Genomic DNA, 13751 nt, shown 5'->3' with positions numbered 1-13751 from the left:
TGGGGGTTGGTGGGGTGGCCGTGACGCTGGCGGCCAGGGCGTCCTGGGCGATCACCGCCGGGACGAGGCGGCCGGAGCGGTAGCCGATGCCGATGCCGGCGACCAGCACGAAGATCGCGCCGAAGGTCTGCAGGGAGCCGATCAGCGCGCCGCCCAGGCCGAGCAGCGGGGCGGCGATCATCAGCATGACGCCGTCGCCGTAGGAGAACATCCCGGAGCGGGCGACCGACCACCCGGTGAGGAACCAGCCCAGGCTGTAGAAGGTGGCGCCGACCAGGACCAGGGTGCGCGCCGTGGTGCCGAAGACCGGCGCCTGCTCGGCCAGCCCGGCGAAGGGCAGCATCAGCACCATCCCGCCGATGCTGGCCAGCAGCCCGACGAGGGCGATCCGCCGGCACCGGGTGGCCGCGAGCAGGCCGGCGAGCGCCAGCAGGGCGAGCAGCCCGAGCCACACCGCGGCCACCCAGCCCACGAGGTAGACGGGCTGGCCGTCGGCCGGGTAGGGGTCGTTGCCCACCCCGCCGTCGCTGGCCATGGCCACCAGGCCGTAGAGGACCGCGTACGCGGGCAGCAGCCAGACCGCCGCGCGGGCGAACCGGCGGATCGACCAGGCCCAGCTCGCGTCGGTGGCCGGGGCGGCCGGCCCGGGCTCGGAGACGAACGGCAGCACCCCGAACCCGCCCCCGGTACGCCGGGTGCCGAGCGGCCCGGCCGGGTCGTGCGCGCCCGGGACGGGGGTCCTGGAGAACAGCCGGTTCGCCGGATCCTTCATGCGCCACCTCGCTCACTGTGCGGGTGGCGCGGGACGCGCAACGGCGCCCCGGCCCTGGTCACCACCCGTCCTCAGACCGATGGTGGCAGGCGCCGGGGCGCCGTATGAGCGATTCTCGGATTTGCCGGCGGCCCTTCGTCAGCCCCGTTCGCGCTGGTCCGACGGGTCGTTGAGCAGGCTCTGCGGGGAGACCGGCTCGGGCGCCGGGAGCCCCTGCGGGGCGTTGCCGCCGGTGGCCTGGGCCTCGGCCACGCGTACCTCGTCGTGGATCTCCTGGGCCGCCGTGGCGGCGGCGTGCGCGGCCTCGGCGGCCTCGCGCTCCACCTCGCTGGCGCTCTGGGTCGCCTCGGGCGACGGGACGTCACCGACCATGTTGGCCAGCCCGCCGAGCGCGCCACCCATGCCCTCCAGGGCCTTGGTCAGCTCGGTCGGCACGATCCAGACCTTGTTGGCCGTGCCGTTGGCGATCTGCGGCAGGGCCTGGAGGTACTGGTAGGCGAGCACCTTCTGGCTCGGGTTGGCCTGGTGGATCGCGTCGAAGACCGTCCGGATCGCCTTGGCCTGGCCCTCCGCCTGGAGGATCCGGGCCTGCCGGTCACCGTCGGCGCGCAGCACCGCGGCCTGCTTCTCACCCTCGGCCGTGAGGATCTGGGACTGCTTGTGCCCCTCGGCGTTGAGGATGGCGGCGCGGCGGTCCCGCTCGGCGCGCATCTGCTTCTCCATCGAGTCGCGGATGCTCGGCGGCGGCTCGATCGCCTTGATCTCGACCCGGGTCACCTTGATGCCCCACCGGCCGGTGGTCTCGTCCAGCACCCCGGAGAGGTGCCGGTTGATCTCCTCGCGGCTGGTCAGCGCACGCTCCAGGTCCAGCGAGCCGATCACGTTACGCAGCGTGGTGACGGTGAGCTGCTCGATGGCCTGGAGGAAGTTGGAGATCTCGTAGGTGGCGCGGACCGAGTCGACCACCTTGAAGTAGAGCACCGTGTCGATCGAGACCACGAGGTTGTCCGAGGTGATCACCGGCTGCGGCGGGAAGCTGACCACCTGCTCGCGCATGTCGACCTTGGTCCGCACCGCGTCGATGTACGGCACCAGCAGGTTCAGGCCCGGGTTCAAGGTCCGCTTGTACTTGCCCAGCCGCTCCACCACGTCCTGGCGCTGCTGCGGCACGATCCGCACCGCCTTCACCAGCGTCACCACGACGATCACGGCGACGGCGATCAACAGGATCGCTGCAAACTCCATATCTTCACCTTTTCCCTTCGGGCATTCCGCCCGGGGTGGAAATCTCGTCCTGCCAGACCAGGGCGGTCGCGCCCCGGACCTTTATCACCTGCACCCGCTCGCCCGCCGCGTAGCTGCGCGTCGCGTCGTACGCCCGGGCCGTCCACAGCTCACCGTCGATCTTGACGAGGCCGCGCTCGGCGTCGACCGGCTCCAGCACCACCGCGGTCGACCCCTCGATCGCCTCGACCCCGAACGGCTGGTCGCCGCTCTCCAGCGCCGGCATGGCGTGCCGCTTGATGACCGGCCGGACGAGGGCCACCGACAGCGCGGAGACCACCGCGAAGACCAGCGCCTGGAGCGCGACCGGGGCGCCCAGCGCGGCGGCGCCCGCGGCGGCGAAGGCCCCGGCCGCGAACATGATCAGGAAGAGCGTCGTCGTGAAGATCTCGGCGACCGCCAGCAGCACACCCAGCACGATCCAGAACACGGCGTCCACCCTTAGATCGTGACACGCCGACGCACGCAACACCGACCCGAAATGATCACCTAAGCTCGGCACCGCGCCGACGACCGCCGAGGAGGACTTCATGGCCCTGCTGCCCGAGACCGCCCGACAGGTGGACCTGCTGGTCGCGCGGGCCCAGGCGGAGGGGCGCGGCCCCTCGCTCGCCCTCGGCGTGGTCCGCGACGGTGGCCTGGCGCACGTGGCGTTCGCCGGCGAGCAGCCCCGCCCCGACGCGGACCTCCAGTACCGGATCGGCTCGATCAGCAAGACCATGACCGCCGTGCTGGTGATGCAGCAGCGCGACGCCGGCCGGCTGGACCTGGACGACCCGCTCGACAAGCACCTGCCCGGCACCCCGGCCGGCGCGCTCACCCTGCGCCAGCTGCTCGGGCACGCCAGCGGCCTCCAGCGGGAGCCGGACGGGCAGTGGTGGGAGCGGGCCGCGGGCGCCGACCTGGCGACCCTGCTCGCCGGGCTCTCCCCGGCGAAGATCGCCCACCCGCCGCACCACGTCTACCACTACTCGAACCTGGCGTACGGGCTGCTCGGCGGGGTGCTGGAGCGGCTCACCGGCACGCCCTGGGCGGACCTGCTGCGCGAGCGGCTGCTCGACCCGCTGGGCATGCGCCGCACCACCTACCACCCGACCGAGCCCTACGCGCGCGGCTACGTGGTGCACCCCTGGCACGACACCCTGCGGGAGGAGCCGCGCACCGACACCGGGGCGATGGCACCGGCCGGCCAGCTCTGGTCGACCGTCGAGGACCTGGCCCGCTGGGCGGCCTTCCTGGCCGACCCGGCCCCGGACCTGCTCGCCCCGGCGACGCTCACCGAGATGTGCGCACCCGTGGTGATCAGCGACCTGGACGCCTGGACCGGCGGGCACGGCCTGGGCGTGGAGCTCTACCGGGTCGGCGACCGCGTGTACGTGGGCCACGGCGGCTCGATGCCCGGCTACGTGGCCGGCCTGGCCGTGCACCGCCCCACCCGCACCGCCGTGGTCGACTTCGCCAACTCGTACGGCCTGCGCGGCCACCACGTCGTCGGCCTGGCCCGCGACATCCTCACCCTGGTGCTGGACGCCGAGCCGGCCGCGCCCGCCCCGTGGCGCCCGGCCGAGGCGCCACCCGCCGACCTGGCCGGGCTGACCGGCCGCTGGTGGTGGATGGGCAACGAGTACGAGTTCCGCGTCGACCCCGCCGGTGACCTGGTGGGCGGCCTGGTGGGCAACCCGCAGCTCCGCTTCACCCCGGAGGCCCCGGACCGCTGGCGCGGCCGCTCCGGCTCCCAGGACGGGGAACTCCTCACCGTCATCCGCGACGACAAGGGCCACCCGGTCGCCCTCGACATCGCCACCTTCGTCTTCACCCGAACCCCCGACCAGGAACCCTGACCGGCCCGGCCTGAACCGCAACCAGTCAGGAGGGCGACGTCACGAAATCGATCAACCGCTCCATGGCGTTGATCAACGGCGTCTCCACGTCGGCGAAACTGTCCACCCGGGACAGGATGTGCCGCCACATGTCCACCGGCTCGGCCACCCCGAGCGCCGCGCAGACGCCCTCCTTCCAGGGCCGGCCGGGCGGCACCACGGGCCAGGCCGGGATGCCCAGCGCCCGGGGCTTCACGGCCTGCCACACGTCCACGTACGGATGGCCGGTGACCAGCACATGGGGCGAGGTGACCCGCGCCACGATCCGGCTCTCCTTGGAGCCGGGCACCAGGTGGTCGACCAGCACGCCGAGCCGGCGGCCCGGGCCGGGGTCGAAGGCGCGCACCTCGGCGGCGAGTTCGTCGATGCCGTCGAGGGGTTCCACCACCACGCCCTCGATCCGCAGGTCGTCGCCCCAGATCCGTTCGACGAGCGCCGCGTCGTGCACGCCCTCGACCCAGATCCGGCTGGCCTTGGCGACCTGCGCCCGGACGTTGTCGACCGCGATCGAGCCGGAGGCGGTGCGCCGCCGGGCGGCGGGCACCGGGGCGCGGGCCGGGCGGCGCAGGGTGACCGGCCGCCCGTCGAGCAGGAACGCGGCGGGCAGCAGCGGGAAGTTCCGCCGCCGGCCGTGCCGGTCCTCCAGCACCACCGCACCGGACTCGAACCCGACCACCGCGCCGCAGAACCCGGAGTCGGCGTCCTCGACCACCAGGTCCGGTTCGGCGTCGACCTCGGGGATCACCTTCCGCCGCCGCCAGTCGCCCGCCAGCACGTCGCCGTCGTATCGCCCCGCCATGTGGATCACGCTAGCCACCGGCCCGGCGCGTCGCCCGGCGACGCGCCGACCAGGTGCCCCACCGGCGGCACAGAAAGGGGCGAAGGGGGTAGTTGGGTGCAGGTCACGCCGCCGGAGCGGCAGCCGAGACAGCGACGGCGGCGAGCACGTACCCTTTCGGCATGTCCTCCCCCGCAACGGGCGCGGCCACGCTGGCTCCGCGCCGGTCGAGCCGGTTCGTCGCCTGGGTTCGCGCCTGGCGCGCCGGCCTGGTGCCCTTCGACGAGGTCGCCGACGAGATCGCCGGCGACGAGGAGCACCTGGTCGCCGACGCCCCCGGCACCTGGACCGACGTGTCCCTGCGGGAGGCGCTGCCCAGCCTGGCCAAGCTCTCCCCGGACGAGATCCGCCTGGTGCTGCCCGCACCGGGCGACCCGCGCGGGCTGCCCGGCCCCGGCGACTTCGCGGGGGCGGCGCTGCTGGCCGGCGAGGCCGTGGTGGCCAGCGGGCTGGGGTTCGTCCCGGAGGTGCGCACGCACACCTCGGGCTCGGGGATGACCTGGGAGACGGTGCTCTGGCGGGTCTACCCGCTGCCGGCCGACGCGCCGAAGGCGTCGCTGATCGCGCCCGGTGCGGCCGAGGCGGAGGCCGAGCTGGCCGCCGCGCTGGCCGAGACGACCGCCGCCCTGACCCGGCTCGACGTGGCCCAGTGGCGGCCGGAGCTGGCCGGCGCGCTCGCCGCGCTGCGCCGCCCGGACGGCGGGACCGACCTGCCGCCCGGCTTCGACCCGCGGTCCCGCCGGCTGTTCGCCCGCGCGGCCGTGCTGGACCGGGTGCTCGCCCTCGCCGGGGAGAGCGCCCCGGGCGGGGCGGTGAACACCTTCGAGGCGCAGCAGCGGGACGCGGCGCTGCGGCCGTTGACCACCGCCTGCCGGCAGGCCCTGGTGGCCGCCTGCAACGCCCCGCTGCGCCCCTGAGCCCCGGCTCTCAGACCTCGTCGATCAGGTCGGCCACCGAGCCGACGATCCGGGACGGCCGGTAGGGGTAACGCTCCGCCTCGGCCCGGCTGCTGATCCCGGTGAGCACCAGGATCGTCTCCAGCCCGGCCTCCAGGCCGCAGAGGATGTCGGTGTCCATCCGGTCGCCGATCATGGCGGTCGACTCGGAGTGCGCGTCGATGGTGTTCAACGCCGAGCGCATCATCATCGGGTTCGGCTTGCCGACGAAGTACGGCTCCACCCCGGTCGCCTTGGAGATCATCGCGGCCACCGAGCCGGCGGCCGGCAGGGCGCCCTCCACCGACGGGCCGGTCGCGTCCGGGTTGGTGCAGATGAACCGGGCCCCGTCGTTGATCAGCCGGATCGCCTTGGTGATCGCCTCGAAGCTGTAGGTGCGGGTCTCCCCCAGCACCACGTAGTCGGGGGCGAAGTCGCTGAGCACGTAGCCCACCGCGTGCAGCGCCGTGGTGAGGCCCGCCTCGCCGATCACGTACGCGGTGCCGCCCGGCCGCTGGTCGGCCAGGAACTGGGCGGTCGCCAGCGCGGACGACCAGATCGCCTCCTCCGGCACGTCCAGCCCCATCCGCGCCAGGCGGGCCCGTAGGTCCCGCGGCGTGTAGATCGAGTTGTTGGTGAGCACCAGGAACGGCTTGCCGGAGGCGCGCAGCTTCTTGACGAACTCGGGCGCGCCGGGCACCGGCTGGCCCTCGTGCACCAGCACGCCGTCCATGTCGGTGAGCCAGCTCTGCACCGGCTTGCGGTCATGCATGTGTGGTCCCCACAGGATGTCGGAGGTGGCCGGGCTCAGGGCCGGCGGGACGGGGGCACGCAGCACAGCGCCGGGCAGGTGTCCCAGGTGGGCAGCTCCCCGAGGCGGCGGAAGTATCGCCCGCCGTCCGGGGCGTTCCGTTCCAGCACCAGCTCGCGGACCATCGCCACGAACCGCGGGTCGGTGCCCGGCGTGCCGGCTCGGACGAAGTCCAGGCCGAGCTGCTTGGCCGTGTCGAGAGCCTCGGTGTCCAGGTCCCAGACCACCTCGAGGTGGTCGGAGACGAACCCGATCGGGCTGACCACCACGCCGGTCACGCCCTGGCCGGCCAGCGCGGTCAGGTGGTCGTTGACGTCCGGCTCCAGCCACGGCACCTGCGGCGGCCCGGAACGGCTCTGCCAGACCAGGTCGTAGGGCAGGTCCGGCGCCGCGGCGGCGTGCACGAGCCGGGCGGTCTCGGCGAGCTGGGCGGTGTACCGGCCGCCGTGCGGACCGGCGGTGGCGGCCGCCGACACCGGGACGGAGTGCGCGGTGAACACGAGCCGGGTGCTGTCCCGCCGGGCCGGGTCGAGCTGCGCGAGCACGGCCCGCACGGCGTCGGCGTGCGGCTCGACGAAGCCCGGATGGTCCCAGAACTGGCGCAGCTTCTCGATGAGCGGGGCGTCCGCGCCGACCGCGGCCCGGGCCGCGGCGATGTCCTCCTGGTACTGCCGGCACGACGAGTAGCCGCCGTAGGCGCTGGTGACGAAGGCCAGGGCCCGCTGGACGCCGTCGTCGCGCATCCGCGCCACCGTGTCGGCGAGCATCGGGTCCCAGTTGCGGTTGCCCCAGTAGACCGGCAGGTCGACGCCGTTGGCGGCGAAGTCCTCGCGGATCGCCGCGAGCAGGTCGCGGCACTGCTGGTTGATCGGGGACACCCCGCCGAAGTGCAGGTAGTGCTCGGCGACCTCGGCGAGCCGCTCGGGCGGCACGCCCCGCCCCCGGGTCACGTTCTGCAGGAAGGGCAGCACGTCCTCGGGCCGCTCCGGGCCGCCGAAGGAGACCAGCACCAACGCGTCGTACGCCATGGGCTCATTCTCCCCCGACGGCCGCGACGGTCCGGCGGCTACCCCGGGACGTGCGGTCCGGGTCTCAGGCGCCGATCGCGTGGTAGCCGCCGTCGACGTGGACGATCTCGCCGGTGGTGGCCGGGAACCAGTCGGACAGCAGCGCCAGGCAGGCCCGGGCGGCCGGCTCCTGGTCGGTGAGGTCCCAGCCCAGCGGGGCGCGCTCGGTCCAGGCGTCCTCGAACTGGTCGAAGCCGGGGATCGACTTGGCGGCGATGGTGCGCAGCGGCCCGGCGGCGACCAGGTTGCTGCGGATGCCCTGCTTGCCCAGGTGCAGGGCCAGGTAGCGGGAGGCCGACTCCAGCCCGGCCTTGGCCACGCCCATCCAGTCGTAGACCGGCCACGCCTTGGTGGCGTCGAAGGTGAGGCCCACCACGGCGCCGCCCGCCGACATGAGCGGCAGCGCCGCCATGGCCAGGGACTTGTAGGAGTAGGTGGAGACCTGGAGCGCGGTCGCCACGTCCTCCCAGGGCGCGTCGAGGAAGCCGCCGCCGAGGCAGCTCTGCGGGGCGAACCCGATCGAGTGCACCACCCCGTCGAGGCCGTCGACGTGCTCGCGCACCTTGTCGGCCAGGCCGGCCAGATGCTCGGTGCTGGTGACGTCCAGCTCGATCACCGGCGCCGGTTCGGGCAGCCGCTTGGCGATCCGCTCGACCAGGGACAGCCGGCCGTAGCCGGTGAGCACGACCTGGGCGCCGTTCTCCTGGGCGAGCTTCGCCACCGAGAAGGCGATCGAGGCGTCGGTGATGACGCCGGTGACCAGCAGCCGCTTACCGGCCAGGAGTCCGGACATTGTGCAGTTCCCTCCGTCTTTCTCAGTGACCCATGCCCAGGCCGCCGTCGACCGGGATGACGGCGCCGGAGACGTACGCGGCCGCGTCCGAGGCGAGCCAGGTGACCGCGGCCGCGACCTCCTCCGGGCTGGCCATCCGGCCCGCCGGGATCGACTTGCGGATCTCCGCCTTGCGCTCGTCGGAGAGCCCGGCGGTCATGTCGGTGTCGATGAAGCCGGGCGCCACCACGTTCGCCGTGATGTTGCGGCTGCCCAGCTCGCGGGTGATCGACCGGGCCACGCCGACCAGCCCGGCCTTGCTGGCCGCGTAGTTGACCTGGCCCGCGCCGCCGGCGAGGCCGACGACCGAGGAGATGAAGACCATCCGACCCCAGCGGGCCCGGAGCATCTTCGTCGAGGCCCGCTTGGCGACCCGGAACGCGCCGGTCAGGTTGGTGTCGAGCACCCGGGTGAACTGCTCCTCGGACATCCGCAGGAGCAGCGTGTCGTCGGTGATGCCGGCGTTGGCGACCAGCACCTCGACCGGGCCGAACTCGGCCTCGATCGCGGTGAACCCGGCGTCCACCGACTCGGCGTCGGTCACGTCACACTTCACGCCGAACAGCCCCGCCGGGGCCTCGCCGCTGCGGTAGGTCACCGCCACCCGGTCGCCCTGCTTGGCGAAGGCCTGCGCGATGGCCAGGCCGATTCCCCGGTTTCCGCCGGTCACCAGCACGGTACGGGCCACGGTTCCCCCTCTGCTCAGCTGATCTCCCAATCGCTGGCGAGCCTAGGGGTTACCGGGGGGTAAGCGCTAACCCGTGCCAGGTCGGCGGCCGGTCCGGCGACCCGGTCGGGCGAGCGCCGTGGACCGGTCGGCCGAGTGCGTGCCGCGGGTGCGCCGGGTGTACGATGATCGACGTCTGCGGGCAGTGGATCGCCCGCCGTCGAGCCCCGCCGACCGCAGGAGGTGATCGCTGTGCGAGATAGCGATCCTCCCAGTCGTGGCCGGGCCGACCGTCAGCCCCGCTGAGCCACGACTCAGTCGGCAGCGCTGACCCCGCTTCCCGCCGCACCGCACCGCCCCGCTCTCCTCGGCCACCGGCCGGGGGCGACCGTGTCACGCGGCCCGGCGGAGCACCCCGGTCACGACTTCGTGTGCGTACGCCCTGATCCACCCCTGCGGTCCGCCCCGCCCCGGGCCGCCGTCGCCACGGAGCAGTCCCATGAGCCGTTACGTCGCCCCGCTGGGCTTCACCCTCGCCGCCGTCTGGGTGGCCGTCCTCTTCGTCCTGGCCGGCGGCGGTCACTGACCACCACCGGCCAGGCCCGGTCGCCCCGCCTCAGATCAGGCGGGACGACCAGAGCAGGCTCAGCCCTCCCGCGCAGAGCGCGAGGAGCAGGGCGATGCCCGCGTACCACTGGGTGATCTCCCGCGGCTCGGTCCGGAAACCGATCGAGCTGCCCATGTCCTGGTAGACCTGCTTCAGCTCGCTGACCGAGGCCGCCTCGTAGAAGTAGCCCTGGGTCGTCTCGGCGAGCTGTGACAGCGCCATCCGGTCCACCGGCACCCGCTGGAGCTGACCGCCGATGTCCACCTGCCCGGAGTCGGTGCCGAACGCGATGGTGGACACCGGCACGTTGGCCGCCTGCGCCGCCGCGGCCGCCTCCTCCACCGAACGACCGGAGGTGCGGTAGCCGTCGGAGAGCAGCACGATCCGGGCCGGCGGGATGCCGGCCGCGCCGTCCGCCGGCACCGAGCGGATCGCCTCCAGGCAGGTGAAGACCGCCTCACCCGTGGCGGTCGCCTCGGCCAGCACCAGCCCGTCGATGGCCGTGGTCACCGCGCCCCGGTCCTTCGTGGGCGGCACCAGCACGTTCGCGGACTTGGCGAACGAGACCAACCCCAGGTTGTAGCTCTCCGGCAGCTCGCCGACGAACTGCTTGGCCGCCTCCTGCGCCGCCTCCAGCCGGTTCGGCGCCACGTCGTCGGCCTGCATGGACAGTGACACGTCGATGGCGAGCATCACGGTCGCCCGTTCCAGGGGCTCCTTGGTGTCGATCGCCGGCCGCGCCAGCCCGGTGGCCAGCACCAGCAGGCAGAGCAGGAACGCGGTGGCCGCCGCGTGCCGCCGCCAGCCCAGCCCCTTCGGCGCCAGGGTGCGCAGCAGGTCCACATTGGTGAACCGCATCGCGTACTGCCGGCGGTGCAGCTGCCGCCAGACGTACGCGGCGGCGAGGGCGAGCACCGGCAGCACGGCCAGCAGCCACCACGGTTGCAGAAAACGGATCATCGAGTCGTCCCTCGGGTGCGGGCGTGCCGCTGCGCGGCCACGAAACGCACCATGTCCAGCAGCCAGTCTCGGTCGGTACGCAGTCGCAGGTGGGCCGCGCCGGCACTGCGCAGCTCGGCGGCGATCGCCGCGCGCTGGGCGGCCGCCGACTCGGCGTACCGGCGGCGCAGGCCCGGGTCGGCGGTCTGCACCTCGTGCAGCTCCCCCGTCTCCGGGTCGACCACCGGCAGCACCCCCACGTCGGGCAGTTCCAGCTCGCGCGGGTCGACCACCTCGACGGCCAGCACGTCGTGCCGGACCCGCAGCCTACGGATCGGCCGGCCCCACTGCTCGGGCGGCGCGAGGAAGTCGGAGATCACCACCGCCACACCCCGCCGGCGCGGCGGGCGGTTGAGCATGTCGACGAGCACGCCGAGGTCGCTGCGGCCGGGCCGGATCTCGGTGCCGGCGATGGCCCGCAGCAGCCCCTGCGCCTCCTTGCGCCCGGCCCGGGCGGGCAGCCGTTGCAGCGTCCCCGGCCCGGCCGGCGGGGAACCGCCCCGCCACCGGCCCGCCGGCGCCGGCGCGCCCGTGCCGACCACCGCGCCGATCCGGTTGCCGCCGCGGACGGTCAGGTGGGCCAGGGCGGCCGCCGCGGCGACCACCACGTCCCGCTTGAGCCACTGCCCGGTGCCGAAATCCAGGCTGGCCGAGAGGTCGACCGCCAGCCACGTCTCCAACTCCCGGTCGGCCACCGTACGCCGGACGTGCGGCATGGTGGTGCGGGCGGTGACCGGCCAGTCCATCCGGCGCACGTCGTCGCCGGGGCGGTACTCGCGGGACTCCCCCGCCTCGCTGCCCGGACCGGGCAGCAGCCCGGCGTAGTCGCCCTGGAGCAGCCCGTCGAGCTTGCGGGTGACCATGAGCTGCAACCGGGCGAGGACGGCGCCGGAGCGCTCGCCGCTGGCCGGCAGCCGGGTGGGTGGGGTCACGGCCGCTGCCCGGGCCAGCCGCCGTGCGGGACGGCCGGCGGGGGTGGTGTGGCCTGCTGGCGGGGCGCGACCGCGGGCAGCGGGATGGTCGACATCACCCGGTGCACGATGTGGTCGGCCGGCACGTCGTCGGCGAGCGCGTCGTAGCTGAGCACGAGCCGGTGCCGCAGGATGTCCGGGGCGATGTCCTGCACGTCCTGCGGCAGGGCGTAGTCGCGGCCGCGCAGCAGGGCCAGCGCCCGGGTGGCCCGGACCAGGCCGAGCGAGGCGCGCGGGCTCGCGCCGTACTGGATGAGCTGCGCCACGTCGGGCATGCCGTGCTCGGCGGGCGCCCGGGTGGCCAGGACCAGCCGGACCGCGTAGTCGACAAGCGCGTTGTGCACGAACACCTGGTCGGCCTTGTGCTGGAGCGCGATCAGGTCCGGGGTGTCGAAGACCCGGGCCGGCTCGGGCGGGGCGACGCCCATCCGGTAGACGATCTCCCGCTCCTCGGCGTCGGTCGGGTAGCCCACCACGATCTTCATGAGGAACCGGTCCCGCTGCGCCTCCGGCAGCGGGTAGACGCCCTCCTGCTCGATCGGGTTCTGGGTGGCCATCACGAGGAACGGGTCGGGCACCCGGTGGGTCTCCCCGCCGATGGACACCTGCCGCTCGCTCATCACCTCCAGCAGCGCCGACTGCACCTTGGCCGGCGCCCGGTTGATCTCGTCGGCGAGCAGGAAGTTGACGAAGACCGGCCCCAGCTCGACGTCGAACTTCTCACTGGACTGCCGGTAGATCCGGGTGCCCATGATGTCGGCCGGCACCAGGTCGGGCGTGAACTGGACCCGGGCGAACGACCCGCCGACCACCTTGGCCAGGGTCTCCACGGCGAGGGTCTTGGCGACGCCGGGCACCCCCTCCAGCAGGCAGTGGCCCCGGGACAGCAGGGCCACGAACATCCGCTCGACCATCCGGTCCTGACCGACGATCACCCGCTTGATCTCGAACAGCGCCCGCTCCAGCAGGGTGGCGTCCTGCGCCGGGGTGGTGGTCGCCGGGGGCGGCGCGTCCGGCGCGGCCTCGGTCGGGGTCGGGGCGTCGGGCGTGATCGGCTGGGCCACCGGTCCTCCACAGCATGGTCGTCGTCGGGCGTGGTGCGTATCAAGACTGTCATGCCTTGCTGAGAGGCGAGGGTCGGAGAGGGACGATTTTCGCCGCGCCGTCCCCCGGCACGGAAAACCCTGAACACGGGTGGACAACAAGGGGTCCGGCGTGTGTACGATTCACCCCGTCGCCGGGCGGCTCCCCCCGTGGCCGCCCGGCGCTAAAGCTCCCGGCGCGCGGCCCTAGACTCGCCCCGGTGACCACTCCCACTCCCCCCGACGACGCGCTCGTCTGCTCGGCGCGGGGATGTCGCGCGCCCGCCGTGTGGGAGCTGCGCTGGAACAATCCCCGCCTGCACCCGCCCGAGCGGCGCAAGACCTGGCTGGCCTGCCCCGCACACCGCGGGTCGCTGGGCGACTTCCTCGACGCACGCGGCTTCCTCCGCGAGGTCGAACCGGTGCCCGGATCGCCTACGCTCGAATCGTGAGCGAGCGCAGCGGGACCAGCCGGTGAACGGTGACGACCTCGCCGGCCGGCCGCCGGCCCCGACCGGCCCCCTGGAGCCCTGGCCGGACACCGTCCGGTGGCAGCCGATCTCCCGCGACCTGATCTGGGTGGAGCTGATCCGGCTCGGCATCGGCCTCGCCGTGGCGCTGGTGGTGCTCGGCGTGGCCTGGGCGGTCGCCGGTCACTGGCTGCTCGGCGCCGCCCTGGGCGTGGCGCTGCTGCTGGCCGCCTGGCGGGCGGTCACCATCGTCCGCGCCGTGGGCGCCTGGGGCTACGCCGAGCGGGCCGACGACCTGCTGGTCCGGCACGGTCTGCTGGTGCGGCGGCTGTCCATCGTGCCGTACTCCCGGATGCAGTTCGTCGACGTGAGCGCGGGGCCGCTGGAGCGCGCCTTCGACCTGGCCACCGTGCAGCTGCACACCGCCGCGGCGGCGAGCGACGCCCGGGTGCCGGGTCTGCGGCCGGCCGAGGCGTCCCGGCTCCGGGACCGGCTCACCGCGCTGGGCGAGGACCGGGCGGAGGGGCTGTGAGCGA

General features: G+C 73.9%; 15 protein-coding genes. 4 read left to right on the top strand and 11 right to left on the bottom strand.

Annotated features, from left to right (window positions below):
- The 3 genes from F8274_RS25145 to F8274_RS25135 all read right to left on the bottom strand — a co-directional run.
- A partial coding sequence (locus tag F8274_RS25145) for a hypothetical protein (protein WP_151464839.1) occupies positions 1–772 on the bottom strand: 772 nt, incomplete at its 3' end.
- A 138-nt stretch (positions 773–910) separates the two neighbouring features.
- Complete coding sequence (locus F8274_RS25140) at positions 911–2017, bottom strand: SPFH domain-containing protein (protein WP_151464838.1); 1107 nt, start codon at positions 2015–2017, stop codon at positions 911–913.
- Between the two features lie 4 nt (positions 2018–2021).
- The gene (locus tag F8274_RS25135; protein ID WP_151464837.1) at positions 2022–2495 is read right to left on the bottom strand and encodes an NfeD family protein; all 474 of its coding nucleotides are present in this window, start codon (positions 2493–2495) and stop codon (positions 2022–2024) included.
- Between the two features lie 91 nt (positions 2496–2586).
- On the opposite strand from F8274_RS25135, the gene F8274_RS25130 reads away from it, so the two are divergent.
- The gene (locus F8274_RS25130; RefSeq protein ID WP_151464836.1) at positions 2587–3897 is read left to right on the top strand and encodes a serine hydrolase; all 1311 of its coding nucleotides are present in this window, start codon (positions 2587–2589) and stop codon (positions 3895–3897) included.
- Positions 3898–3922: 25 nt separating this feature from the next.
- On the opposite strand, the gene F8274_RS25125 is transcribed toward F8274_RS25130, so the two are convergent.
- Entirely contained in the window at positions 3923–4735 is an 813-nt protein-coding gene (locus F8274_RS25125; RefSeq protein WP_151464835.1) for a DUF3097 domain-containing protein, read from the bottom strand.
- Positions 4736–4896: 161 nt separating this feature from the next.
- Between F8274_RS25125 and F8274_RS25120 the strand changes: the two genes are divergently transcribed.
- Positions 4897–5691, top strand: a complete 795-nt coding sequence (locus F8274_RS25120; protein ID WP_151464834.1) for a hypothetical protein — start codon at positions 4897–4899, stop codon at positions 5689–5691.
- 10 nt (positions 5692–5701) lie between these two features.
- Here the strand turns inward: F8274_RS25120 and F8274_RS25115 are convergent, their stop codons facing one another.
- The 7 genes from F8274_RS25115 to F8274_RS25085 all read right to left on the bottom strand — a co-directional run bounded on the left by F8274_RS25115 (position 5702) and on the right by F8274_RS25085 (position 12727).
- A complete protein-coding gene (locus tag F8274_RS25115) occupies positions 5702–6568 on the bottom strand; it encodes an HAD-IIA family hydrolase (RefSeq protein ID WP_192579975.1) in 867 nt (288 codons plus the stop codon).
- A complete protein-coding gene (locus F8274_RS25110; protein ID WP_151464832.1) occupies positions 6517–7548 on the bottom strand; it encodes a ferrochelatase in 1032 nt (343 codons plus the stop codon). The genes F8274_RS25115 and F8274_RS25110 overlap by 52 nt, the downstream gene beginning before the upstream one ends.
- 64 nt (positions 7549–7612) lie before the next feature.
- A complete protein-coding gene (gene fabI / locus F8274_RS25105; RefSeq protein WP_151464831.1) occupies positions 7613–8380 on the bottom strand; it encodes an enoyl-ACP reductase FabI in 768 nt (255 codons plus the stop codon).
- 22 nt (positions 8381–8402) lie between these two features.
- Positions 8403–9107 (bottom strand): beta-ketoacyl-ACP reductase, encoded by a 705-nt coding sequence (locus tag F8274_RS25100; RefSeq protein WP_151464830.1) that lies wholly within the window; start codon positions 9105–9107, stop codon positions 8403–8405.
- A gap of 595 nt (positions 9108–9702) precedes the next feature.
- On the bottom strand, positions 9703–10653 hold the full coding sequence (locus F8274_RS25095; protein WP_107079102.1) for a VWA domain-containing protein: 951 nt from the start codon (positions 10651–10653) through the stop codon (positions 9703–9705).
- A complete protein-coding gene (locus F8274_RS25090) occupies positions 10650–11642 on the bottom strand; it encodes a DUF58 domain-containing protein (protein WP_192579974.1) in 993 nt (330 codons plus the stop codon). The genes F8274_RS25095 and F8274_RS25090 overlap by 4 nt, the downstream gene beginning before the upstream one ends.
- Positions 11621–12727 (bottom strand): MoxR family ATPase, encoded by a 1107-nt coding sequence (locus F8274_RS25085; protein ID WP_151464828.1) that lies wholly within the window; start codon positions 12725–12727, stop codon positions 11621–11623. Before F8274_RS25085 ends, F8274_RS25090 begins: the two co-directional genes overlap by 22 nt.
- A gap of 239 nt (positions 12728–12966) precedes the next feature.
- Between F8274_RS25085 and F8274_RS25080 the strand changes: the two genes are divergently transcribed.
- Together F8274_RS25080 and F8274_RS25075 are read left to right on the top strand one after the other, a co-directional pair.
- A complete protein-coding gene (locus F8274_RS25080; protein ID WP_151464827.1) occupies positions 12967–13197 on the top strand; it encodes a hypothetical protein in 231 nt (76 codons plus the stop codon).
- A gap of 22 nt (positions 13198–13219) precedes the next feature.
- Positions 13220–13747 (top strand): PH domain-containing protein, encoded by a 528-nt coding sequence (locus F8274_RS25075; RefSeq protein WP_151464826.1) that lies wholly within the window; start codon positions 13220–13222, stop codon positions 13745–13747.
- The last annotated feature ends 4 nt before the right edge of the window (positions 13748–13751 follow it).

The sequence above is a fragment of the Micromonospora sp. AMSO31t genome (genome assembly GCF_008868175.1).
Lineage (GTDB): Bacteria > Actinomycetota > Actinomycetes > Mycobacteriales > Micromonosporaceae > Micromonospora.
Note: the sequence above shows the minus strand (reverse complement) of the source record. Positions and strands in the feature narration are given on the sequence as shown.